This is a genomic window from Providencia stuartii (assembly GCF_029277985.1).
Taxonomy (GTDB): domain Bacteria; phylum Pseudomonadota; class Gammaproteobacteria; order Enterobacterales; family Enterobacteriaceae; genus Providencia; species Providencia zhejiangensis.
The window spans coordinates 872,526-897,928 of sequence record NZ_CP119546.1 but is presented as its reverse complement, the minus strand read 5'-3'; the positions used below and the strand labels follow the sequence as shown (position 1 = coordinate 897,928).

The following is a 25,403-nucleotide window of genomic DNA, read 5'->3' as shown; positions in this document are numbered from 1 at the left end:
GCAAATTGGGGAAAAAACATACATCGATATTAATGCCAACATTCATAAAATGACATAAATCGTCTCATCATAATAACAGTCAAACAGCGAATCAATCAGCTGTTTATTTTACCGCCACCACGACATGCAGGAGAATTCAGTGCCGTATCCGCTAAATTATGCCACTCTGAAGGGGTATAAGTATGTAGCGCTAAAGCATGGATACTTCCCGCTAATTCATCTGCCAAAATAGCATAAATTTCACGATGACGGCCAACCATACGTTTGTTTTCAAATTTTTCACTGACCAAAACCACTTTAAAGTGGCTTTCTGAGCCCGCAGGAACATTATGTTGATCGCTTTCATTGATCACTTCAAGATAAGCGGGTTCAAAGGCTGCATGCAGCTTTTGCTGAATATGTGATTGCATATTTAGCGGTGCATCAATCCCCATAAAAATCACTCCTTTGTTCAACCACCATTGACGTTTTGTTATCTTTTTTTGTAGTGATAGAGGACAATCGCGCTACAATGATATGATAACTACCACTTTGACGAATTTTTCTCGAAATGGTTGTCTAACCTTTCAGAAAACCCGTCAGGGTGAAACTATAACCCTAGTTAAATGTATAAGGGTTCGTTAGGTTGCACCATAACGGAACAACCCCAATTAGGAAAGATGAACTGGAAAAAATTATGTTAAGAAAACTTTGTTTTCCTCTTTTTGCACTATTTCTTCTAGCTGGTTGTGCAACAAGCAGTAATACTTTATCACTCGAACCCAAGATTACTTTGCCAGCACGAAATCCGACGCTGAATGCAACCGCAATTAGTGTTAGCAGCGTAGATAGTCGGCCTTCAAAAGCACTGACAGAAATCAACCGTAATGGAAGTTTGGTGGTACTGTCCCCTTCCCGTGATCCACGCTATTTAATGCAAGAAGCGGTTGAAAAACAAATGGCTGCTCGCGGCTTCATGGTGTCATCTCCTGCCAATGTCAACTTGGTCGTTCAACTGAACCAATTAAACGCCCAAGTCAGTGAAGGCAGTTTACGCCATAATATTACCGTGAATTCTAGCGTAACGGTTACCGCAACGGCACCGAATGGTTCCACCAAATCACGGACATTCACACGTAATTACAATAACCAAGAATTACTGGGTGCTAGCAACGATAAAATTGAAAAAGCGATCAATCTTGCACTCACTGATCTGATCAACGATATGGCTAATGATCAAGAATTGACCCAATTTATCAAACAAAACGCTCGATAATGATTCGAGACGATGTTTTGTCATACATTAAGTGCCTATCTCTATAGAATAGGCACTTAATGAAACGGTGAATAGCGCCTTCACCATTATTCAATAACGGAAAGCCTTTTATTTAGCTCATAACCAATCATAGGAAGATTATGTCCCGTGCTTTTTTACCCAATTCAGTCATTTTAATCCTATTAGGTTTTGTATCCGGCCTTCCGTTAGCACTGACTGCTGGCACGCTACAAGCTTGGTTAACGGTTGAAAATATCGATATTAAAACGATTGGTTTTTTTTCACTGGTTGGTCAAGCTTATGTATTAAAGTTTCTTTGGTCTCCAATGATGGATCGGTATACCCCGCCCTTTCTTGGCCGGCGTAGAGGATGGTTACTGACCACACAAATCCTGCTTATTTTCAGTATCGGTGCAATGGGTTTTATGAATCCATCAGACCATCTATGGTGGCTAGCAGCGCTGGCTGTTATGGTCGCTTTTTGTTCTGCCTCACAAGATATTGTCTTTGATGCCTATAAGACGGACCTGCTCAGCGCGGAAGAACGAGGCTTTGGTGCCGCAGTCTCAGTGATGGGTTATCGCATCAGTATGCTGGTGTCTGGTGGGCTAGCATTATGGATGGCAGATAAATTCCTCACATGGCAACAACTTTATATGGTGATGGCAGGGCTGATGCTCATTGGTGTTTTTGCGACTCTGCTCGCCAAAGAACCAGAAGATAGTGGTACCCCGCCAACCTCACTGAAAGATGCGATTTATAAACCGCTTGCCGAGTTTTTTAGCCGCAACAATGCCTGGCTAGTCCTCTTATTATTAGTATTCTATAAGATGGGTGATGCATTTGTGATGGCGCTTAGTACTAACTTCTTATTGAGTGGCCTTGGCTTTACCTTAAGTGAAGTTGCTGCGGTCAATAAAACTGTCGGTATGGCAGCAACCATCTTCGGGGCATTGTTTGGCGGTTACCTAATGAAGAACATGAGCCTATTTAACGCCTTATTGGTGTTTGGTATTTTGCAAGGCGCCTCAAATATCGGCTATTGGTTCCTTGCGGTCACACCACCAAACATTATCAGTATGGGTTCAATCATTGTTATCGAAAATATTTTTTCAGGAATGGGAACCGCGGCGTTCGTGGCATTACTCATGACTCTATGTAATAAGTCATTATCTGCAACACAATTCGCTTTACTCTCTGCACTTTCGGCTATTGCTCGAGTGTATATAGGCCCTGTTGCCAGTATTGTTGTTCTTTCTTACGGCTGGCCAACCTTCTATCTGATTTCTATTGTTGTTTCGGTGCCCAGTATTCTGCTCTTACTTGCCTGTAAAACCTCGTTGAGCTATACGCAAACCACTGGGTTATTCCAACGCAGGGAGCTGTATCCACAAGCTTATAAAATTGCCGTTTATATCCTCTTAACCGCAATTGCTATATTAGCGCTATGGCTATTAACACTATTAGTTACCTCGTTTGCTACAGTCAAAATTTACTTATTCACCAATCAAATATCCCTTTGGCTTGCCTTACCTGAATATAAGAATTTCATTTTCAATACAGGCGCAAGTATTGGCGCACTCAGTTTAATCATTGGTGGCTGTCTCGACTTCTTTGCAGTACGCAAGATAGTTAAGAAATAAATTATTAACTCAATCAATCATCCCGAAGTGAAATTAATTCATTTCGGGTTTTTTCTTGACCTTTTAAATTAGATCTGACTAGCAAATATTGATATCCCTACCTTCATAGCGTGATGCATATCACCTATTTAATGAAATATATTTTTTAATTACAAATTAAAAGCCTAATATCTCACACGTTAAGGGCTAATCAGCCTTATGGCTGAATAACAAATAAATATCGTTAATACTCAAACGAAAATAATATATCATGAAAAAACAACTTCTCTGCGTCGCTGCACTTGCGTCTTTAGCTGGGACGGCAAATGCTGACGACTTTCTTGGCTATCAGAATGGTTTCGCGGACATCAATGTCAATTATTTAGACTGGTCTCACCGCACCGAAACTAAATCAGAAAACACCACTCGCAAAAAAGATTTTGCCTACATTGAGTTAGAAGGCGGAGCTAACTTTAATTGGGGTGAATTGTATGGATTTTTTGATGTCGAAAATCCATTCCACAAACGTCGTACTGAGCCTGGCCGTAACCAACGTTACACCATCAAAACGACAGGTCGTTTCTATCTAGGCGATAGTGGCTTTAACGTTTATGGTCATGTTTACGGTACTTGGTCAATGCCAGGTGCTAAATATGGCGGCAATTTCCATGAAGTCAACACATTATATGGCTTAGGCTACAACACTTCATTCGGTGATCTGTGGTTCAAACCATTCGTTGCATTACATTATGTTGACCAAACTTTCTACTCAGGCAATAACGGCTATGTGGTTGGTTGGGTTGCAGGTTATGGCTTCAAGATGTTTGAAGAAGATTTCATGATCACTAACTGGCATGAAATGGAATTTGCTCGTCATAAGCGCTACGGCAACGGTGGGCGTGACGGCGTCAATGGTGCTCTCGCCTTTTGGTGGAATGCAACACCACACTTAGCTGCGGGTGTGCAATACCGCTATGCTGACAATAAGCTAGGCGATGATTTTTATCAAGACGCAATCATTTATACATTAAAATATACATTCTAAGTGTTTATATTTAACTGTAGAAAAATTTAAAAACTCTCTTTTCTTTTCAAGAAAATAACAATTTTTCTTAGTTGTTTTAGCCGATAAGATGGCCTCAAGCCTCTTATCGGCGTTAAAAGCCGTATTTTCACCTACCATTTTATTTAACAATCAGATCAGTTGTTTTAATTTTTGCTCATTTTTGTATATATTTTTCTTTGAAAAAAGACAAAGATATTTTAGTATTAGTCCTGTTTTAGCAAAATATACCTATAATCTGCATGACTTTTAACTATTTAATCATAAGTTCTTCACATGTGATCATATTAACATAAAGAGCTAACAATCCCGTTTCTTTACCTTACAATTGTTTACACTCACATAACCTTACCGTAGAATGCCCCCACTGATGAAACGACAATTAGAATCTTTGTCATTTGGGGTCGTGGATGAGACTTATGAACTACAAAAAAAGCATTGGGGCACTCTCACTTGTTGTCGCTACCTTATTATTAGGTGGTTGCGATATGGTGTTGATGGACCCTAAAGGCGCCGTTGGCGTTAAACAAAAAGAGCTGATTCTTATTGCAATCGGCTTAATGCTGGTTGTTGTCATTCCCGTTATTTTCATGGCGTTTATTTTTGCTAGAAAATATCGTGAATCCAATAAATCAGCAACTTACCGTCCTAACTGGGCTCACTCAAATAAAATTGAGTTAGTCTGCTGGACTGTTCCTATCATCATTATCATTATTCTAGGTACAATCACTTGGAAAACGACTCATGAGCTTGATCCATATCAGCCATTAGTCAGTGATCAGGAACCTGTCACAATTGAAGTTATTTCCGCTGACTGGAAATGGATTTTCATCTATCCAGAGCAAGGTATTGCAACAGTTAACGAAATAGCATTCCCTACCGGTGTGCCAATCAACTTCAAAATCACATCTGATTCGGTGATGAACTCGTTCTTCATTCCATCTTTAGGTGGCCAAATCTATGCGATGGCAGGTATGCAAACTAAACTTCACTTAATTGCCAACGAACCTGGTACCTACAAAGGCTTCTCAGCAAGCTATAGTGGTCATGGATTCTCTGACATGAAGTTTAATGCTATTGCAACACCTGATCGTCAAGGTTTTGATGAGTGGGTACAAAAGGTAAAAGCTTCACCTAAAACTATGGATACAATGCAAGCTTTCGACGAAGTCGCTAAGCCTAGCATGAATGTTCCTGTTACCTACTTCTCTAGCGTGAAACCAAATCTGTATGAAGACATCATTCTCAAGTTTGGTCATGAGCACCATAAAGGTCACGCTCCTGCGGACAAGAAAGATGAAGCCGCAGGTCAATCTATGCATATGAGCCATAATGCTCATACAGGCGCTGAGGAATAAGGGCATGTTCGGAAAATTAACACTAGATGCTATTCCGCTCCATGAGCCAATTGTCGTCGTGACATTGATTTGTATCATTCTCGGCGGCCTTGCGCTTCTAGGTGCGATCACCTACTTCGGTAAATGGAAGTGGTTGTGGAAAGAGTGGTTAACCTCTGTTGACCACAAAAAAATTGGTGTCATGTACATCATTGTTGCAATGGTCATGTTGTTCCGTGGTTTCGCGGATGCCATCATGATGCGTGGTCAGCAGGTACTTGCTTCTGCTGGTCAAGAAGGGTTCTTGAATCCTCATCACTATGACCAAATTTTTACCGCACACGGCGTTATCATGATTTTCTTCATGGCAACACCATTTGTTGTCGGTCTGATGAACCTTGTTGTTCCTCTGCAAATTGGTGCACGTGATGTTGCGTTCCCATTCCTGAACTCACTGAGCTTCTGGTTCTTCGTTGTCGGTGTTGTGCTGATTAACATCTCTTTAGGGGTGGGTGAATTCGCACAGACAGGTTGGTTAGCTTATCCGCCTTTATCTGGCTTGGAGTACAACCCTGGTGTCGGGGTCGATTATTGGATATGGAGTCTCCAAATATCCGGTATTGGTACACTATTAACAGGGGTTAACTTTATCGCGACAATTATCCGTATGCGTGCACCGGGTATGTCGATGATGAAAATGCCAGTATTCAGCTGGGCAGCACTCTGTACTAACGTACTGATCGTTGCAGCATTCCCTATCTTAACAGTCACCATCACACTACTGACTTTAGACCGTTATCTAGGTACCCATTTCTTCACTAACGATATGGGCGGCAACATGATGATGTACATCAACCTGATTTGGGCTTGGGGTCACCCTGAGGTGTATATCCTTGTTCTACCTGTATTTGGTGTATTCTCAGAAATTGCAGCAACCTTCTCGAAAAAACGTTTGTTTGGCTATACCTCTCTGGTATGGGCAACTATCGTTATTACCGTTATGTCGTTCATTGTATGGTTGCACCACTTCTTTACGATGGGCTCGGGGGCAAACGTCAACGCCTTCTTCGGTATCGCTACGATGATTATCGCAATCCCAACTGGGGTTAAGATCTTCAACTGGCTGTTTACCATGTACCAAGGTCGTATTGAGTTCAAATCACCGATGCTATGGACTGTCGGCTTCATTATCACCTTCTCTGTTGGTGGTATGACTGGGGTTCTACTTGCTGTACCTGGTGCAAACTTCGTTCTACACAACAGCTTATTCCTGATTGCTCACTTCCATAACGTTATCATTGGTGGTGTGGTATTCGGATGTTTCGCTGGTATGACTTACTGGTTCCCGAAAGCTTACGGCTTCACGCTGAATGAGAAATGGGGCGTTCGTGCCTTCTGGTTCTGGATTGTTGGTTTCTTCTTAGCATTTATGCCGTTGTATATCCTTGGCTTTATGGGTATGACTCGTCGTTTAAGCCAAAACATTGACCCAACGTACCACGGTATGCTGGTTGCAGCGGCTTGCGGTGCAGGTCTAATCGCAATTGGTATTGCATGCCAAGTTATCCAAATCATCGTGAGTATCCGTGATCGTCATGCTAACCGTGACTTAACCGGAGACCCATGGGGCGGACGTACTCTGGAGTGGGCAACTTCTTCTCCACCACCATTCTACAACTTCGCTATTGAACCTAACGTTCAAACGCGTGATGCTTGGTGGGATATGAAAGAAAAAGGCATCGCTCATAAGAAACCTGCTTCATATGAAGAAATTCATATGCCGAAAAATACCGGCGCTGGCGTGATTATCGCGGCATTTAGCTTGGTTTTAGGTTTCGCGATGATCTGGCACATCTGGTGGCTCGCAATCGTTGGTTTCGCTGGCATGATTGTTACTTGGATTGCAAAAAGCTTCGACGAAGATGTTGATTATTACGTACCTGTGGCTGAAATCGAAGAAATCGAGAATAAGCACTTTGAAGACTTACGTAAGGCAGGTGTGAACGATGTCAACTAATACAATGACTAATCAAAACTTAGCCCATGCAGAGCATGGGCACCATGATGCAGGTGGGACAAAGGTATTTGGTTTCTGGCTCTACATAATGAGCGACCTGATTCTATTTGCTTGCTTGTTTGCAACTTATGTTGTTCTAGCCGATGGCACCGCTGGTGGTCCTGAAGGTAAAGATATTTTCAGCCTGAAATTCGTTCTGGGTGAAACATTCTTACTTTTATTCAGTAGTATTACCTATGGCTTCGCAATGATTGCGATGCATAAAGGGAAAATCCCAGCAGTCAACTTATGGCTATTCGCAACCTTCCTGCTAGGCCTTGGGTTCGTTATCATGGAAGTGTACGAGTTCCATGAACTGATCGCTGAAGGACTGGGTCCTGACCGTAGCGGTTTCCTATCAGGTTTCTTTGCTTTAGTTGCAACACATGGTCTGCACGTAACAGCAGGTTTGATCTGGATTATCGTTATGATGATTCAAGTCACTCGTCGTGGCCTAACTGACGTGAACAAAACGCGTTTGAACTGCCTTAGCTTATTCTGGCACTTCTTAGACGTTGTTTGGATTTGTGTATTTACCGTTGTTTATCTTCTGGGGGCTATTTAAATGAGTCATGCAAAAGATGCTCACACTGGAGCAAGCCACGGTAGCGTTAAAACATACCTGATTGGCTTTATTCTATCCGTCATCCTGACAGTGATCCCATTCTGGATGGTGATGGAAGGTACTGCATCACAAGCCGCTATCCTTTGGACTGTTGTCGGTATGGCAGTTGTGCAGATCCTTGTACACTTAGTCTGTTTCCTGCACATGAATACATCATCAGATGAGCGCTGGAACCTGATTGCATTTCTGTTCACTATGCTAATCATCGGTATCGTTGTTGTTGGCTCTCTGTGGATTATGTACAACCTGAACATCAATATGATGCTCGACTAAAGAGTTGCCGATATGTTTAAGCAATACCTGCAAGTGACCAAGCCAGGAATTATTTTCGGAAATCTAATTTCTGTGATCGGCGGTTTTCTACTTGCCTCAAAAGGCACGATTGATTATCCGCTGTTTATTGCGACTTTGCTGGGTGTATCACTGGTCGTGGCTTCTGGTTGTGTTTTTAACAACTATATCGACCGTGATATCGACCGTATCATGGAAAGAACGAAGAATCGCCCTTTAGTTAAAGGGCTGATTGACCCGAAGATTAGCCTGATTTACGCCGCTGCATTAGGTATTGCTGGCATGCTGCTACTTCTTGTAGCAGCGAATGCTCTGGCAATGCTCCTTGCGGTGATTGGTTTCATCGTTTATGTAGGTATCTATAGCCTATATATGAAACGTAAATCAGTCTATGGCACGCTAATTGGCAGTTTATCTGGTGCAGCACCTCCTGTTATTGGTTACTGTGCCGTCACAAATGAGTTCGATACCGGTGCATTGATTCTGTTATTGATCTTCAGTTTGTGGCAGATGCCACATTCGTATGCTATCGCGATTTTCCGTTTTAAAGACTATAAAGCAGCCAATATTCCTGTTTTGCCTGTTATTAAGGGGATCTCTGTGGCTAAAACCCATATCTTCTTATATATCTTGGCATTTATGGTCGCCACACTGATGTTAGCTATCAGCGGATACGCTGGTTATAAATATTTAGTTGTTGGTGCGGCTGTTAGTCTTTGGTGGCTTGGCATGGCAATCTCCGGATTTAAAACCGAAAATGATGACCGTGTTTGGGCTCGCAAACTGTTTATCTTCTCCATTGTGGCTATCACATCGTTGAGTGTCATGATGTCAGTTGATCCAACAGTTTCAACCGATACTGTTATAGCTTTAGTTAGATAAATTCTAACACGCAGTTACTCTAACGGCAGGCTAGTCCTGCCGTTTCATTTAGTCACCATGTTTTCGAACGTTTTTATTTGACGAATCGACCTACCCTATCGAATAACTTTTATGTTTTAATACCCGCTTATTCACGCCTAGCATAGCGAGATAATGCCTTTCTATGCTCAAAATAATAACTAACAATATTCTAATTTGTTGTAATAAGGCAAAATGTGACTAATTCCTAGATAAATACATTCATAACTGACCAGGGTTAGTGAATGAAGCCAACACAGCTACAGCTTGAAGTATGACGAGTATTTATGAAAGATAACAAAATGACCACCTCCGAACTCCGTGCTACATGGGGGTTGGGTTCAGTTTTCTCCCTACGTATGTTAGGGATGTTTATGGTATTACCCATTTTGACCAGCTATGGTATTCATCTTAAGGACTCATCAGAATTTTTGGTAGGCCTAGCGATTGGTATTTATGGCTTAAGCCAAGCTATCTTTCAGATACCGTTTGGTTTAATGTCGGATAAAATTGGTCGTAAGCCCTTAATTATTATTGGGCTAGTTATCTTTATTATTGGTAGTGTGATTGCCGCTCTCAGTGATTCCATATGGGGCATTATTATTGGCCGAGCCTTGCAAGGTGCTGGCGCTATTTCTGCCGCCGTTATGGCATTACTTTCCGATTTAACGCGTGAGCAGAATCGAACCAAAGCAATGGCTTTTTTAGGAATTAGCTTTGGTATCACTTTCGCTATTGCCTTAGTATTAGGCCCGATCATCACTCATTGGATTGGCTTAAGCGGGCTATTTTGGGGAATCACCCTATTAGCAGGAGGCGCTATCATCGTTACCCTGTTTGTTGTACCGAATAGCCGCCAGCATATTACTAACCGAGAATCCGCTTTTGTTAAAGGAAATTTACGGGCGGTCATTACTCACCCGCAATTATTGAAACTCAACTTAGGCATCTTAAGCTTACACACCTTGCTCATGTCCAGCTTCGTCGCTTTACCTTTAATGATGAGCGATGCGGGATACCTAGCCAAAGACCATTGGAAAGCTTACCTTATCACCATGCTGGTCGCTTTTGTTTCAGTGCTTCCCTTTATCATCTACGCTGAAAAACACCGAAAAATGAAGCAAGTGTTTTTATTCTGTATTGTGATACTGGCTTTAGCTGAAATAACCTTATGGCTGTCAGGAAGCCATTTGTGGGTGATTTTCGTTGGCTTACAACTGTTTTTTGTTGCCTTTAATATTATGGAGGCGATCCTTCCTTCTTTAATCAGTAAAGAAGCTCCCGCAGGTTATAAAGGTACCGCAATGGGGGTTTACTCCACCAGCCAATTTCTAGGTGTCGCTATCGGAGGGATACTCGGCGGTTGGTTATATGATATAGATGGCGCAGCCGCGGTATTTATCGGTGGATTAGCAGTAACAGCCATTTGGTTTGTTGTTAGCTTAACCATGAAGCAACCACCTTATGTCAGCAGTATTCGCCTTGTGTTACCACCTCAATTTAAAAATACCGCTAAGTTACAAGCACTGCTCTTATCTCAACCCGGTGTACTTGAGGCCGCGATTATCCCTGATGAAATGGGCGTCTATGTGAAAGTGGATAGAAAATTGACCTCCCGAGAACAACTCGAGTCTATCATCAAAGACCAAATATAATCGCTATAGCCCACAACGATAAATGCTGTGGGCTTTTTTACGTGTTAGTCTCGGAAGTTAGTAAATTGGAATGGCTGGCCTAAATTACCAGAACGGACGAGCGCCATTACCGATTGCAAATCATCACGTGATTTACCGGTTACTCTCACTTGCTCCCCTTGGATCTGTGCCTGTACTTTCAATTTACTATCTTTAATTAGCTTCACGATTTTTTTGGCTGTGGCAGTATCAATTCCCTGCTTTAGGGTCACTTCAACACTGTATGTTTTACCACTATGCACAATGTCATCAGGGACATTCAATACAGCACCATCAATACCACGTTTTGCCATTTTTTCACGTAAAATGTCTAATAGCTGCTGAACTTGAAAGTCTGACTCACTAGTGACCTTAATTGATTCGCTTTTTTCATTAAGTTCGAAGCTCGCCGTCACATTTTTAAAATCCCAGCGAGTGGTTAATTCACGATTAGCATTTTCAACCGCATTGCGGACTTCATTCATTTCTACTTCAGATACAATATCAAATGATGGCATAGTTATGACCTCCTGATAATCAATGCGATGCATGATAGCTGCTTTCTATTGACAGCAAAAGTACTATACTGGAAATATGAGTTTACATATGTCTATATCGTTATATTCTTACAAGCTTAGAAGAAATGATTCATAGGGGAAATATGAAAATAACGCTTATAGGTTGTGGTGCCATCGGCAAGCTGTGGGTTGCCGCATTAGCTGAACAAGGGCATGATATTCAAGGATGGTTACGTATCGCTCAATCCGATATATTTGTTGATGTTAATGAGCCTGACGGGCGTATTTTTCGTGAATTAATCCCTTGTAACAACCTTAATCACTTACATAATAGTGAACTCGTTATTGTCTGTTTAAAAGCATGGCAAGTGTCCGATGCCTTACTCCCTTTGCTTCATAATATCCCCGAGTCCTGTCCAATTTTATTACTGCATAACGGCATGGGAACGCTTGAGGAATTAGGCCCTTTACGGCATCCTTTTTTATCGGGCGTGACCACCCACGCTGCGTGGCAAGAAAATAATCAGGTTTTTCATGTTGCGAACGGCATAACCCATATTGGTGCCATCAATTCACTTGCTGAAAATTACTATCCGATTGCCGATATTTTGCATGAAGCCCTACCGGATGTTGCATGGCATAACCAAATTTTAAATACGTGTTGGCGAAAACTGGCTGCAAATTGTGTTATTAACCCATTAACCATCCTTTATGATTGTAAAAATGGTGATTTACTTAATCATCCAGAACAAATCAATACGCTCATCGATGAGATTTGCCAAGTGATGGCAATTGAAGGGCTACATACCGATAAAACTCAGCTCGTTAATTATATTTATGGCATCATTCACAATACAGCCAATAACTACTCTTCAATGCTGCAAGATATCCGTAATAAACGCCGTACAGAGATTGATTACATTACTGGCTACCTGATTAAACAAGCGAGAGCTCACGGGCTTCATACTCCTGAGAACGATCGTTTATACCATTTAGTTAAACAGCGAGAAGAAAAAAATGACGGTTTCCGTGCTGATATGCATCGCCAATGGTAGTGAAGAAATAGAGACAGTCACTACAGCCGATCTATTAGTTAGAGCAGGTATTAAAGTAACTTTAGCCAGCGTGACTGATGATGGCTCTGTTAATATAACAGCGTCGAGAGGACTCAAAATCATCGCTGATACGCCTTTAATTAGGGTTGCCGATGATCCTTTCGATGCAATTGTGCTTCCGGGTGGATTAAAAGGTGCAGAGGCCTTCCAAAATAGCCCTCTCGTCATTGAAAAAGTAAGACGTATGCATCTTGATGGCAAAATTGTTGCCGCAATCTGCGCCGCACCTGCGCTGGTATTGGAATATCATCAATTATTTCCCATGGGGAATATGACATGTTTCCCAACCCTACAAGATCAGATTGCAGCCAATAAATGGGTTGATAAACGAGTGTATTTTGATGAGCGAGTGAATCTATTAACCAGTCAAGGTCCTGCAACTACCTTTGATTTCGCCTTAAAATTGATTGAGTTGCTAGTTGGCCGTGATATCGCTGGCAAGGTTGCATCTCAATTAATTTTACCTAATGGGATTAATGATTACTTAGAGCAGTAATGACAAAAAGCCGAAACAGCGTAGCGGGATCGGCTTTTATCTTATAGAACGTAGCGAGTTACGGGCGATAGACTTTCACATTACTAAAGCCTTGTTCTTGCAGATACAGCGCTTGCAAGCGACTCATCACACCACGATCACAGTACAGTAAATAAGTCTTTTCTTTTGGTAAATCACCAAACTGCGTTCCCAGTCGATAGAATGGAATATGTTTAATTTCAATTCCCTCGATCGACAATGGATTATCTTCATGCTCATCCACAGAGCGAATATCTAAAATGATTTCATTGTCTGGTGAAAGCTCACTCACCATTTCCACTTCTGTCACTTGTTCGCGACTTTCTTGTGCAATCTGGCGGATATCAATATTTTGTGCGTGTTCAACCACATCGTCTAAAATACTGAAATCAAAATTTGCTTCTTCTGCTTCAATTCTCGCTTTAACCGCTTTAACGGTAGGACTTTTCGAAATCACGCCACAATATTCAGGCATCGTTTTAGCAAAATCCTCAGTACCGATTTGGCGAGCTAGTTTGATGATATGCTCTTTGTCATGAGAAATCAGAGGACGCAATACCAACGTATCTGAAGCATTATCAATCAAACGTAAATTGGTCAGTGTTTGGCTTGATACTTGTCCTAATGCCTCGCCAGTGACAATCGCTTGTACACCATAACGTTCGGCGACTTTAGAAGCTGCGCGTACCATCATGCGCTTCAGTACCACTCCCATTTGGCCATCATCAACTTTTTCAAGGATTTCTGCCACAACAGGTTCAAAATTAACCGCAATAAAGCGAACTTTATGTGAACTGCCAAAGCGGTTCCATAAATAGTGGGCTATTTGTTTAACGCCAATTTCGTGGGCTGCACCGCCTAAGTTAAAGAAACAGTAGTGCACTCGACAGCCTCGGCGCATCAACATATAACTGGAAACGCCTGAGTCAAAACCACCTGAAATCAGCGACAGTACATCTTCTTGAGTACCAATTGGGAAACCGCCAATACCTTCATAACGCGCTTTCACGAGGATCAAGTTTTCGTCTTCGATCTCCAAATGCACGGTGAGATCAGGATCGGTTAATTTCACTTTTGCAGATGAAATATGTTGATTTAAGCCACCACCGATGTAGCGTTCCGCTTCAATCGATGTAAATTCGTGCTTCCCTCTGCGTTTTACGCGAACACAAAAGGTTTTGTTTTCTAGTAATGCACCGTATGCCTCATGCGCCATTTCATAAATATGATGTAGGCTAGTAAACGGTTTTTCTTCAACTTCTAAAATATGGTGAATACCAGGGATTCGAGTCAGCATGTCACAAATTTCGTCGTGCTTTGTTTCCCCTTTAACACGCACTTCGATGTTATCCCAATGACGGACAACCGCGATTTCTTCGCCTAATGGTTTGAGGACATTACGGATATTGCTGGTGAGGATCTTAATAAAACGTAGCCTAACGGTTTGGCTTTTAATCGTAATTTCTGGGAATAACTTAATGATAAACTTCATAATAGCAGCATGTTAATGTTATAGGGGCCAGCGCACGTATTTTAAAAGTGACACACGTACAGGTTACCAATTGTCAATAAAGAAGCGTATTATAGCACTATCTTGTGTGTTGAATCTAAAAACACTAAGAATAAATTGTATCCGTAGCGAGACTACGCTAGTCTGCTAAATGAATATAATCCCTTGATTGAATGATTGAATATTTGTGGTTGAAGAAAGATGGCTAAAGAAAAATCTCAACAAGTACCAGTAGTTAGCTTCGAAAACTCACTCAAAGAACTTGAGGAAATTGTTTCTCGCCTTGAGTCTGGCTCACTACCACTTGAAGATGCTCTCAATGAATTTGAACGAGGCATTCAAATCGCTAAACAAGGGCAAAAAGTCCTCCAACAGGCTGAACAACGCGTTCAAATTCTCCTTAGCGATGATGAAAATAAAGCACTTGATGATTTTTCACCAGATACCGAATAAATTATGTCTGAACAACACCTTAATAGCTTCATAGTACAACAACAACAAGCGTATGAGCGAGTTAACCAATATCTATTAGATGCTTTGGATGCGCTTCCTTTCTCACATTTACCGCTTGCTGCTGCGATGAAGCATGGCGCATTGCTCGGTGGTAAGCGCCTACGCCCATTTTTAACCTATACTGTAGGAAGTATGCTTGGTGTCGAGACCATTAATCTTGATGCACCAGCGGCGGCGGTTGAATGTATTCATGCCTATTCACTCATTCATGATGATCTCCCAGCGATGGATGATGATGATTTACGCCGTGGGCAACCGACATGCCATATAAAATTTGGTGAAGGAAATGCGATTTTAGCCGGCGATGCGCTACAAACATTAGCATTCCAATTACTTTCCTCCGCCCCCATGCCAGATGTCACTGATAAAGATCGGATTGCCATGCTGTCAGAGCTGGCTTATGCCAGTGGTTTAGCAGGCATGTGCGGTGGACAAGCCCTTGATCTTGAAGCTGAAGGTAAACGTGTCGGCCTTGCGGAACTAGAGCAAATTCATCAACATAAAACAGGTGCACTCATACGAGCGGCCATTCGCATGGGCGCCTATGCCGCTGGAGATAACGGCTATCAAATATTATCTGCTTTAGATCATTATGCTGAAGCTATCGGTCTGGCATTTCAAGTACAAGACGACATTCTAGATGTCATTGGTGACAGCGAAATCACAGGTAAGCGTCAAGGTGCAGATGCAGAGCATGAAAAGAGCACTTATCCCTCATTACTGGGGCTTGAAGCAGCTCAAGAAAAAGCGCGTGAACTTTATTTTAATGCCCTTGAAGCCTTAAAAGTCATTGAAGCACAAGGCTATAATACGCAAACCTTAATCGCATTAGCTAATTTCATTATCGAGCGTAAAAGCTGATCTTATATAAAGCCACTTTACATTCAGACGTATGATGATAAAAGTGGCATAATAGCTGAATTCGAACGCTGGGATTACCCAGCGTTATACTCTAAATAATTCGTAGTACCGCTGAGCGAACAACCAATAAGTCGCTAACAGCACCGCAAACTAGATGCCCCATAGGGTTGGGCCTAGTCAACAATGCGGCAACTGGATATATGACGAGTATATTACCTTTTAACAATTATAATAGTAGTGAGCCCCTAATGAGTATTGATATCGCTAAGTATCCAACACTAGCGCTGGCAGAAACACCGGAAGAGCTTCGTTTGCTACCGAAAGAAAGCCTGCCTAAGCTATGTGATGAACTCAGGCAATTTTTACTTAGTAGTGTTGGTCGATCTAGCGGTCATTTTGCCTCTGGTTTAGGCGCCGTTGAACTCACCGTCGCATTACATTATGTCTATAAAACCCCTTTCGATAACCTCGTTTGGGATGTCGGTCATCAAGCCTACCCACATAAAATTTTGACGGGACGCCGCGATCGTATCGATACCATTCGCCAAAAAAATGGCTTACATCCCTTTCCTTGGCGTGATGAAAGTGAATATGACGTACTCAGTGTCGGCCACTCATCAACTTCAATCAGTGCCGGCTTAGGTATGGCTATTGCCGCTGAAAAAGAAGATAGGAATCGTAAAACCGTCTGTGTGATTGGTGACGGCGCAATTACTGCCGGCATGGCTTTTGAAGCGATGAACCATGCTGGTGATGTCGCGCCGGATATGTTAGTCATTCTTAATGACAATGAAATGTCTATTTCTGAGAATGTTGGAGCACTTAATAATCACCTTGCGCATTTACTTTCTGGCAAGCTTTATACCACCTTACGTGAAGGTGGAAAAAAAGTGTTCTCGAACATGCCGCCGATTAAAGAGCTCTTAAAGAAAACCGAAGAGCATATCAAAGGTATGGTTGTTCCAGGCACCATGTTTGAAGAGCTTGGTTTTAACTACATCGGTCCAGTTGATGGTCATGATGTTGTTGCGCTCGTACAGACGCTGAAAAATATGCGCGATCTAAAAGGCCCTCAGTTCTTACATATCATGACCAAAAAAGGTCGTGGCTATGAACCAGCCGAAAAAGATCCAATTAGCTGGCATGCTGTGCCTAAATTTGACCCTAGCACTTTTACTTTACCTAAAAGTAAAGAAACGGGGCCTACATTCTCTAAAATTTTTGGCGATTGGCTGTGTGATGAAGCACAGAATGATAGCAAACTCATGGCGATCACACCTGCAATGCGTGAAGGTTCCGGTATGGTGCGTTTTTCAAAAGAGTACCCCGACCAGTACTTTGACGTTGCTATCGCCGAACAGCATGCGGTGACCTTTGCTGCTGGCTTAGCTATCGGAGGCTACAATCCTATTGTTGCAATTTACTCCACTTTCCTACAACGCGGCTACGACCAAGTGATCCACGATATCGCGATCCAAAAAGTGCCTGTTTTATTTGCTATTGATCGTGCTGGGATTGTTGGTGCAGATGGTCAGACTCATCAAGGTGCTTTTGATATCTCCTATCTCCGTTGTATCCCAACATTGGTGATCATGACGCCAAGTGATGAAAATGAATGTCGTCAAATGCTGCATACAGGCTACCACTATAAAGAAGGCCCAAGTGCTGTTCGCTATCCTCGAGGAACAGGAACAGGTGCTGAGCTTCAACCTCTCGAAACCCTGCCGATTGGTAAAGGAGTCATTCGACGCCAAGGTGAGAAGGTGGCGATCCTCTGCTTTGGTACTTTGCTCAAGCATGCATTAGTTGCCGCTGAAGAACTTAATGCAACCGTGGTTGATATGCGTTTTGTGAAACCATTGGATGAAGAATTAATTTTGGAAATGGCAAATAGTCATGAAATGTTAGTGACGCTAGAAGAGAATGCCATCATGGGTGGTGCGGGTAGTGGTATTAACGAATTTCTGATGCGCGAGCGCAAGATGATCCCCGTATTAAACCTTGGATTACCTGACTTCTTTATTCCTCAAGGTAGTCAAGATGAGCTTATTGCAGATCTCGGTTTAGATAGCCAAGGCATTCTGAACGCTATCGAGCAGTATCAACAAAAACTGTAGTGTCTAAAATAGACAGGTATTGTTAGGGTAACAAGCAATACCTGTTTTTTCTTGGTACTTCATCCTATTCCCTCTGTGATTTAATGTTGAATTGCACTCATATTTTTTAATATCTCAGTATAAAATTAGCGGGATCATTAGTTAGATCAATTTCAAGCAAATTTCTTTTAAAAAGGATCTTGCTTTTATCTCAAATAAAGTTCAGTATGGATTTAACATCTATTTACCCTCATAAGAATTTTGTCAATATTGACATAAATATCTCATATTTATATGAGATCTACGCCTCATTTTTGTTTTAGCTGCCTTTTGGCAGCTTTCTTTTATGAATAAAAAATGACTTTTTATTCATACACTTAAAGAATACTTAATCCCCCTCTTCATATGTAAGTATTTATACTAATAAGCCTGTTTATTCTTTTATATAAATTATCTCAGCATTATTTTGCCAGCAAAATATAAAATAAAATATTTTATGGATTCAAGATCCCTTTATAACGATCTATTGCGATCAATAATAATAAAAAAGCCCGTGACAATGACTGACACGGGCTGATTTTTTTATGCGTTATTATCTAGGATTAATTATCAATATTTTCTAATACAAAATGATCAAATCCTTTTAATGCCACATCTACAACCTGATTATCACAATAATAACTGATCCCCTCAGATTGCGGTTTGATCTGCCCAATACAAGTAAAGTTGGCACCGGTATGCGCTAGTGCCATTTCGAGTGCACCACGGTTTATCTCAGGAACTGTGAAACAAAGCTCATAATCCTCGCCGCCACTGAGAGACCAAATACGCGCTTGCTCTACGGAACAGTTTTGCTGTAATGCTTCAGAAAGTGGTAATGCATCAAGATTAATACGTGCACCACAGCCGCTAGCTTTCAAGATATGGTTTAGATCGGAAATTAATCCATCTGAAATATCAATGGCGGAAGAGGCCAGATTGCGTAATGCTTGGCCTTGCAAAATACGTGGCTGAGGACGCAAATGGCGTCCCAGTAACCATGCTTTTTGCTTTTCATCTTGGATATCTAACCTGCCCTGCAATATTGCTAGACCGGCAGCGCTATCACCCAGTGTCCCCGTCACATATATCCAGTCTCCATTACGAGCCCCTGACCGTGACAACGCTTTTCCATGTGGCACTAAGCCATGTACCGTATAAGTTAAACTCATCGGGCCACGCGTGGTGTCTCCACCAATTAACTGCATACCGTAATAATTAATCTGCTCAAACAAGCTATCACTGAATTGCTCTAACCAATGGAGGTCAACATGAGGTAATGTAATCGCCAGTGAAACCCAAGCAGGATCCGCCCCCATCGCAGCAAGATCACTTAAATTAGAGGCTAATGATTTGTAGGCTAGATCCGCAGGGGAAATTTCAGGTAGGAAATGAATACCAGAAACCAGTGTATCAGTACTGACAGCAAGCTGCTGTTTTTCTGGTATGGTCATCAACGCACAGTCATCACCAATACCGATATTCACATCCCGTCGATTGGTAGTTTGACGGTTAAAGAAACGTGCGATGAGGTCAAATTCGCCATATGACATGGTAGCTTTTCCATTTTCGCTATGCCTAGTATCATATTTATCATGGATACATACGCATAAAATATAAAGATAGGCTGGAACCCAGCCTACCTCATTACTACTGTAGTATTACAGGAGGGAACCCTGATCAATGTTTATTTTTTACGACGAACAGCTGGCGCAGCCTTATCAAGTACACCATTAACAAATTTATGGCTATCTTCTGCACCGAATACTTTAGCAAGTTCAATGCCTTCATTAATAGCAACTTTATAAGGGACATCTTCACGGTAGCTAAGTTCATACATAGCAACACGTAAAATCGCTTTCTCTACCTGTCCCAGCTCTTCGAGTTGGCGAGATAAGAAAGGAGCCATGAGTTGATCCAATTTCGCAGCGTTATTCGCTACTCCAGATAACAGTTCACGAAAATAAATAACGTCAACGTCAGACATGTCCTGTTCAGCAATAAATTCATATTCCACATCGGAAACGTTATTACCGGATAATTGCCATGAATAGATGGCTTGCACAGCACACTCACGAGCGCGGCGACGAGCAGCAGGTTTCACAAGATTCCCCTTAAATAAAAACTAAATCAGCCTTTTACAGCTTTAAGTACATTAATCATTTCTAATGCTGTCAGTGCTGCTTCAGCACCTTTGTTACCAGCTTTAGTGCCAGCGCGTTCAATCGCTTGCTCAATATTCTCTGTGGTCAGAACACCAAAAGTGACAGGAATTTCACTGTTCATTGCTACATGAGATAGGCCTGAGCTACACTCTCCTGCAACAAACTCGAAATGGGCGGTTCCACCACGGATAACCGTGCCTAACGCAATGACTGCATCATATTTTTTCGTTTCAGCTAACGCCTTAACTGTTAGTGGTAGCTCATAAGCCCCCGGTACCCACACAACAGTAATGTTGTCTTGAGAAACTTGGCCGATACGCTCTAAAGCATCAACAGCACCGTCCAGCAGACTATCATTAATAAAGTTGTTAAAACGAGCGATTGCAATGGCGACACGCGCTTGTGGCGCGGCAACAACACCTTTAATTACGTTCATAGCCTTCCTTTAATATTAATTATACTCGTCATGCTTCAGGTTGCAGCGTTTTACCTTACCTACGGTAAGAACCCCATTCGCCCTAGTCATACAGCGAACTATACATCTAGCGACGCTTTCACTTATTACCGAGCTGCACCTCGAATGATGAACAGTATACAACCCGTGGGGCGCGGATTTTATCACATTCTTTCATTAATCGCGTGGTTGAATTTTAGCAAAACGATAAAAAACTTTTATTACCACACGGGACGTAGTCTAACACGTAGATCATCACCAACCTTTTGCACATCCGTAAATGCAAATTTTGGCGCATCAGACAAATGCGCAAGGGCCGGAAAATTGACTAATCCGTGCGCGGTATCGCCTAGCAGTTTAGGTGCAATATAAACAATAAGCTCATCCACTAAACCGAGCTTAAGTAACGATCCGGCTAGTGTTGGTCCTGCTTCTACCCATATACTGTTCACATTACGCTTAGCGAGCTGCATCATCAGAATCACTAAATCAATGCCATTGTCGTCACTGGGTATCGCTAATTGTTCAACTTGCCCCTGCCATACGGCATCGACGTCAGGTTGTGGGCGTACAAGCCAACATTCACCTGATAATTGAGTCACCTTATGCTCTGCCGTGACTTTGTTCTGCTGATCCAACACAATTCGAATAGGCTGACGTACCGTCTTTTCTGGGTAAATAGTTTGTATATTTTCTGGTAACTCATTCCATCGAACAGTCAAAGAAGGATCATCTGCTAATACGGTACTGCTGGTACTTAAGATGGCGCTTGCCTGCGCTCGCAATACTTGAACATCCTGCCGAGCAGCGGCAGAGGTAATCCATTTACTTTCGCCAGAGGCAAGCGCTGTCTTACCATCAAGAGAGGCTGCCAGTTTCAATTGAACATAAGGGAATGCTGTACGCATGCGCTTGAGAAAGCCTTGATTTAATCGCTCAGCTTGCTCCATCAAAACCCCACTGGCCGTTTCGATACCGGCTTGAGACAGCATATATAGGCCACGACCTGCAACTTGTGGGTTAGGGTCTTGCATAGCGGCCACAACACGGCTAACACCGGCTTTAATTAAAGCTTCAGCACAAGGTGGTGTGCGACCATGATGGCTACACGGCTCTAATGTGACATAGGCGGTTGCACCTTTTGCGTTTTCCCCTGCCATACGCAAAGCATGAACTTCAGCGTGAGGCTCCCCAGCCTTCTGGTGGTAGCCTTCACCCACAATTTCGCCATCACGTACAATAACACAGCCAACATTTGGGTTTGGTGACGTAGTAAAACGACCTTTTTGGGCAAGCTCAAGCGCCCGCGCCATGTAGATGCGGTCTTGTTCAATCATGTTATTAATCCTGTAATTTAGCGATTTCTTCGCCAAATTCCCGCACATCTTCAAAACTGCGGTAAACCGAGGCAAAACGGATATAAGCGACTTTATCCAACTTTTTCAACTCATCCATCACTAAATTACCAATCAATTTAGAAGGGATTTCTCTTTCACCCGTTGCACGGAGTTGTGATTTGATAGAAATAATCGCCTGTTCAACCGCATCTGCACTTACAGGGCGTTTTTCCAAGGCTTTTTGCATGCCTCGGCTAAGTTTTTCTTCATCAAACGGTTCACGTATTTCATCACTTTTAATTACCCGTGGCATAACAAGTTCAGCCACTTCAAAGGTGGTGAAGCGTTCATGGCAAAGCAGACATTGACGGCGCCTGCGCACTTGAGAGCCTTCACCAACTAGACGCGAGTCAATTACTTTCGTATCTACAGCTGAGCAAAATGGGCAGTGCATAGTGTTTCCTGATTCTTATTTCGGGTAAACAGTGTAACCCAGAGCTCAATAAAAAACACCCCGCAGACTGTACATTTGCAGTCTAACGGGGTGTTTCACGTTTTTAGCTCGCTTTTCAAAATCCAAAAGATAGCGTTAATTGGCCTACTAGCATGATAGGCCTTCTGCTAAATCAGATTAAGGCAGTAAAGACTCTTGGTCTGCACCTTCTTTCTCAACTTTAGGAGGAAGTAAATGCTCACGTCTCATTCCCATCTTCAATGCTAATGCAGAAGCAACATAGATAGATGAGATAGTACCAATAGTGACACCAATCAACATTACCAATGAGAAGCCTTCTAACATTGCGCCACCAAATATATACAGCATCAAAACCACCAGTAATGTGGTTGCAGATGTCATAATGGTACGGCTTAATGTTTGGGTAAGAGAGACGTTCATGATTTCATAAGGTGTACCGCGACGGATCTTACGGAAATTTTCACGAATACGGTCAGATACTACGATACTGTCGTTCAGTGAATAACCAATAACAGACATCAATGACGCAACAATCGTCATATCGATCTCAATATGGAATAACGATAAGATACCTAATGTAATGATAACGTCATGGGCAAGTGCTAATACCGCACCCGCAGCAAGACGCCATTCAAAGCGGAAACCAACATAAATCAGAATACAGATAAGCGCGGTTAACAATGCCAGTGCGCCTGTTTGAGCCAATTCAGCGCCAACACTTGGCCCCACAAACTCAATCCGCTTAACTGTCGCCTGTTCATCAACATTTTTATTGATGATAGTGATGATCTCTTTACCAACTTCTTGACCCGCCACACCTTCGATAGGGGGTAGACGGATCATAATGTCACGGCTACTACCAAAGTTTTGGATCAGAGGGTCTTTGTGGTCCGTATTAGAAAGACTATCACGAATCTTATCCAAGTCAGCAGGCTGACTCAGGTTGATCTCGATTACCGTCCCCCCCGTGAAATCAAGTCCCCAGTTGAACCCTTTAACCCCGATGACCACAAAAGATGCGATCAGCAGTACGATAGAAATCCCAAAGGCAACGTTGTCCCAGCGCATAAAGTCATAGACTTTACGGCCATAGTTCAATTGTTCAACAGTATAATCCTGTGCCACAACGTGCTCCTTAAATTGACAGCTTGTTGATACGCTTACCACCATATAGCAGGTTCACGATAGCACGTGTACCGATAATGGCTGTAAACATAGAGGTGGCGACACCGATAGCTGTCGTAATTGCAAAGCCTTTGATTGACCCGGTTCCCACTGCATACAGAATAATGGCAGTGATAAGCGTAGTCAGGTTTGCGTCAATAATACTTGAGAATGCGCCTTTATAACCTTCATGAATAGATTGCTGGACGGAACGCCCATTACGCAATTCTTCTTTGATACGTTCGTTAATCAAAACGTTCGCATCAACGGCAACGGCAAGGGTCAACACAATCCCCGCAATACCAGGCATTGTCAGTGTTGCACCCGGTAACAGCGACATCACACCAACAATCATGATCAAGTTTGCAAATAGTGCAGTACTGGCAATCAAACCAAACTTACGATAGTAAATAATCATAAATAGAATTGATGCTAATAGGCCTGCCAAACACGCTTTCAAACCTTGTTCAATATTCTGCAAACCAAGCGTTGGACCAATGGTACGCTCTTCAACGATTTGGATTGGTGCAATTAACGCACCCGCACGTAACAGCAATGATAACTGGCGTGCTTCATTTGGATCATTGATACCGGTGATACGGAATTGACTACCGAAACGCGCTGAAATGTTCGCAGCGTTAATCACTTTCTCATCTTTCATCAAGATAGCGCGGCCTTCGGCATCTCGTTTACCACTGTCTTTATATTCAACAAACAGGGTTGCCATGAGTTTACCCTGATTATCACGAGTAAAATCAGACATGATAGAGCCACCAGCACTATCCAAACCGATGCTAACTTGAGGTGCACCGTTTTCATCACCGCCTGAAGTTGAGTCAGTGATATGGTCACCGGTCAAAATAACACGCTTATACAACACGTAAGGCACGCCATTTCGATCATACTTAACTTCGGAATCACCAGGCACACGTCCACTTTCAGCAGCCGATGGATCAACGCTTTGGTTGACTAAACGGAACTCTAGGGTTGCTGTTGCACCTAAAATTTCTTTAGCACGGGCGGTATCTTGAATACCCGGTAACTCAACAACAATACGCTCCGCACCTTGACGCTGAACTAAAGGTTCTGCAACCCCTAATTGGTTCACACGGTTACGAATGATAGTAATGTTTTGAGATACGGCATAGTTACGAGCCTCACGTAGACGCTCATCCGTCATGACAGCAGTCATGGTATTATTGCCACCATCAGAAAACACTAAGTCTTGGAATTTACGAGCCAATGTTTTCTCTGCTAGGCTACGGTCATCAGCGTTACGGAAACGGACTTCAACGCTGTAATTGTCGCCTTTACGGATAGAAGAGTACGGAATGCCTGCTTGGCGCAAGTCATTACGTATACCGTCCATGTTTTGTTCCTGCAATTTACCTAATGCAGTGTCCATATCAACTTCCATTAGGAAGTGAACCCCACCACGCAAGTCAAGGCCGAGTTTCATCGGCTCACCACCGATCATTTCAAGCCATTTCGGTGTTGCAGGTGCAAGGTTTAATGCAACAACGTATTGATCACCCAAGGCGCTAACTAAAGCTTCACGAGCGCGCAACTGAATATCTGAGTTGTTGAATCGGGCTAATACAGCCCCATTTTCCAAGGCAATAGACTTGCTTTGGATATTGTCTTTTTCTAACGTTTTTTGGACTTGGATCAGCGTTTGTTCATTGGCGGCGGTTCCCCGCACGCCAGTGATCTGAACAGCCGGATCCTCACCATATAGGTTTGGAAGCGCATAAAGCAGACCGATGAGGATCGCAGCGATCAGCATCAGATACTTCCACAAAGGATAACGGTTTAGCACG

General features: G+C 42.5%; 24 protein-coding genes. 14 read left to right on the top strand and 10 right to left on the bottom strand.

Annotation, left to right across the window (positions count from 1 at the left end; translation table 11 throughout):
• Positions 1-95: 95 nt before the first annotated feature.
• On the bottom strand, positions 96-434 hold the full coding sequence (bolA, locus tag P2E05_RS03820; RefSeq protein WP_154622409.1) for a transcriptional regulator BolA: 339 nt from the start codon (positions 432-434) through the stop codon (positions 96-98).
• A 242-nt stretch (positions 435-676) separates the two neighbouring features.
• On the opposite strand from bolA, the gene P2E05_RS03815 reads away from it, so the two are divergent.
• The 9 genes from P2E05_RS03815 (at position 677) to P2E05_RS03775 (ending at position 10,804) form a co-directional block, all read left to right on the top strand.
• On the top strand, positions 677-1,255 hold the full coding sequence (locus P2E05_RS03815; RefSeq protein WP_154622410.1) for a YajG family lipoprotein: 579 nt from the start codon (positions 677-679) through the stop codon (positions 1,253-1,255).
• Between the two features lie 140 nt (positions 1,256-1,395).
• A complete protein-coding gene (locus tag P2E05_RS03810) occupies positions 1,396-2,898 on the top strand; it encodes an AmpG family muropeptide MFS transporter (RefSeq protein ID WP_247046979.1) in 1,503 nt (500 codons plus the stop codon).
• A 250-nt stretch (positions 2,899-3,148) separates the two neighbouring features.
• The gene (locus P2E05_RS03805) at positions 3,149-3,922 is read left to right on the top strand and encodes an outer membrane protein OmpK (RefSeq protein WP_196713806.1); all 774 of its coding nucleotides are present in this window, start codon (positions 3,149-3,151) and stop codon (positions 3,920-3,922) included.
• Between the two features lie 428 nt (positions 3,923-4,350).
• On the top strand, positions 4,351-5,298 hold the full coding sequence (gene cyoA, locus P2E05_RS03800; protein ID WP_154622792.1) for a cytochrome o ubiquinol oxidase subunit II: 948 nt from the start codon (positions 4,351-4,353) through the stop codon (positions 5,296-5,298).
• 4 nt (positions 5,299-5,302) lie between these two features.
• Complete coding sequence (gene cyoB / locus P2E05_RS03795) at positions 5,303-7,294, top strand: cytochrome o ubiquinol oxidase subunit I (protein ID WP_154622793.1); 1,992 nt, start codon at positions 5,303-5,305, stop codon at positions 7,292-7,294.
• Positions 7,284-7,898, top strand: coding sequence for a cytochrome o ubiquinol oxidase subunit III (locus P2E05_RS03790; RefSeq protein ID WP_154622794.1), 615 nt, complete (start codon positions 7,284-7,286; stop codon positions 7,896-7,898). Before cyoB ends, P2E05_RS03790 begins: the two co-directional genes overlap by 11 nt.
• Positions 7,899-8,231, top strand: a complete 333-nt coding sequence (locus P2E05_RS03785; RefSeq protein WP_154622795.1) for a cytochrome o ubiquinol oxidase subunit IV — start codon at positions 7,899-7,901, stop codon at positions 8,229-8,231. It begins immediately after the preceding gene.
• 12 nt (positions 8,232-8,243) lie between these two features.
• Positions 8,244-9,131: a heme o synthase gene (gene cyoE, locus P2E05_RS03780; RefSeq protein ID WP_070926781.1), complete on the top strand. Its 888-nt coding sequence runs from the start codon at positions 8,244-8,246 to the stop codon at positions 9,129-9,131.
• Between the two features lie 305 nt (positions 9,132-9,436).
• Positions 9,437-10,804 (top strand): MFS transporter, encoded by a 1,368-nt coding sequence (locus P2E05_RS03775; RefSeq protein WP_163860712.1) that lies wholly within the window; start codon positions 9,437-9,439, stop codon positions 10,802-10,804.
• A 44-nt stretch (positions 10,805-10,848) separates the two neighbouring features.
• On the opposite strand, the gene P2E05_RS03770 is transcribed toward P2E05_RS03775, so the two are convergent.
• Positions 10,849-11,340 carry a YajQ family cyclic di-GMP-binding protein gene (locus P2E05_RS03770; RefSeq protein ID WP_154622797.1) on the bottom strand — a complete coding sequence of 164 codons (492 nt, stop codon included), beginning with the start codon at positions 11,338-11,340 and terminating at the stop codon, positions 10,849-10,851.
• A gap of 143 nt (positions 11,341-11,483) precedes the next feature.
• Here P2E05_RS03770 and panE point away from each other — a divergent pair, with 143 nt between their 5' ends.
• Both panE and yajL read left to right on the top strand, forming a co-directional pair.
• Complete coding sequence (gene panE, locus P2E05_RS03765; RefSeq protein ID WP_154622798.1) at positions 11,484-12,395, top strand: 2-dehydropantoate 2-reductase; 912 nt, start codon at positions 11,484-11,486, stop codon at positions 12,393-12,395.
• The gene (gene yajL, locus P2E05_RS03760) at positions 12,358-12,951 is read left to right on the top strand and encodes a protein deglycase YajL (protein WP_154622799.1); all 594 of its coding nucleotides are present in this window, start codon (positions 12,358-12,360) and stop codon (positions 12,949-12,951) included. The genes panE and yajL overlap by 38 nt, the downstream gene beginning before the upstream one ends.
• 58 nt (positions 12,952-13,009) lie before the next feature.
• On the opposite strand, the gene thiI is transcribed toward yajL, so the two are convergent.
• On the bottom strand, positions 13,010-14,461 hold the full coding sequence (thiI, locus tag P2E05_RS03755; protein ID WP_154622800.1) for a tRNA uracil 4-sulfurtransferase ThiI: 1,452 nt from the start codon (positions 14,459-14,461) through the stop codon (positions 13,010-13,012).
• Between the two features lie 219 nt (positions 14,462-14,680).
• On the opposite strand from thiI, the gene xseB reads away from it, so the two are divergent.
• The 3 genes from xseB to dxs all read left to right on the top strand — a co-directional run bounded on the left by xseB (position 14,681) and on the right by dxs (position 17,970).
• On the top strand, positions 14,681-14,932 hold the full coding sequence (gene xseB / locus P2E05_RS03750) for an exodeoxyribonuclease VII small subunit (protein WP_004926992.1): 252 nt from the start codon (positions 14,681-14,683) through the stop codon (positions 14,930-14,932).
• A 3-nt stretch (positions 14,933-14,935) separates the two neighbouring features.
• Positions 14,936-15,853, top strand: a complete 918-nt coding sequence (ispA, locus tag P2E05_RS03745; RefSeq protein WP_276123010.1) for a (2E,6E)-farnesyl diphosphate synthase — start codon at positions 14,936-14,938, stop codon at positions 15,851-15,853.
• 248 nt (positions 15,854-16,101) lie between these two features.
• Positions 16,102-17,970, top strand: a complete 1,869-nt coding sequence (dxs, locus tag P2E05_RS03740) for a 1-deoxy-D-xylulose-5-phosphate synthase (RefSeq protein WP_154622802.1) — start codon at positions 16,102-16,104, stop codon at positions 17,968-17,970.
• 581 nt (positions 17,971-18,551) lie between these two features.
• On the opposite strand, the gene thiL is transcribed toward dxs, so the two are convergent.
• From thiL to secD, 7 genes are all read right to left on the bottom strand, one after another.
• Positions 18,552-19,541 carry a thiamine-phosphate kinase gene (gene thiL, locus P2E05_RS03735; RefSeq protein ID WP_154624255.1) on the bottom strand — a complete coding sequence of 330 codons (990 nt, stop codon included), beginning with the start codon at positions 19,539-19,541 and terminating at the stop codon, positions 18,552-18,554.
• A 134-nt stretch (positions 19,542-19,675) separates the two neighbouring features.
• Positions 19,676-20,092, bottom strand: a complete 417-nt coding sequence (gene nusB, locus P2E05_RS03730) for a transcription antitermination factor NusB (protein WP_163860710.1) — start codon at positions 20,090-20,092, stop codon at positions 19,676-19,678.
• A gap of 26 nt (positions 20,093-20,118) precedes the next feature.
• Positions 20,119-20,589: a 6,7-dimethyl-8-ribityllumazine synthase gene (ribE, locus tag P2E05_RS03725; protein ID WP_154624256.1), complete on the bottom strand. Its 471-nt coding sequence runs from the start codon at positions 20,587-20,589 to the stop codon at positions 20,119-20,121.
• Positions 20,590-20,828: 239 nt separating this feature from the next.
• Complete coding sequence (gene ribD, locus P2E05_RS03720) at positions 20,829-21,944, bottom strand: bifunctional diaminohydroxyphosphoribosylaminopyrimidine deaminase/5-amino-6-(5-phosphoribosylamino)uracil reductase RibD (RefSeq protein WP_154624257.1); 1,116 nt, start codon at positions 21,942-21,944, stop codon at positions 20,829-20,831.
• Positions 21,945-21,948: 4 nt separating this feature from the next.
• Complete coding sequence (nrdR, locus tag P2E05_RS03715; RefSeq protein ID WP_154624258.1) at positions 21,949-22,398, bottom strand: transcriptional regulator NrdR; 450 nt, start codon at positions 22,396-22,398, stop codon at positions 21,949-21,951.
• 177 nt (positions 22,399-22,575) lie between these two features.
• Complete coding sequence (gene secF / locus P2E05_RS03710; protein ID WP_163860709.1) at positions 22,576-23,544, bottom strand: protein translocase subunit SecF; 969 nt, start codon at positions 23,542-23,544, stop codon at positions 22,576-22,578.
• Positions 23,545-23,554: 10 nt separating this feature from the next.
• On the bottom strand, positions 23,555-25,402 hold the full coding sequence (gene secD, locus P2E05_RS03705; protein WP_163860708.1) for a protein translocase subunit SecD: 1,848 nt from the start codon (positions 25,400-25,402) through the stop codon (positions 23,555-23,557).
• Between the last annotated feature and the right edge of the window lies 1 nt (position 25,403).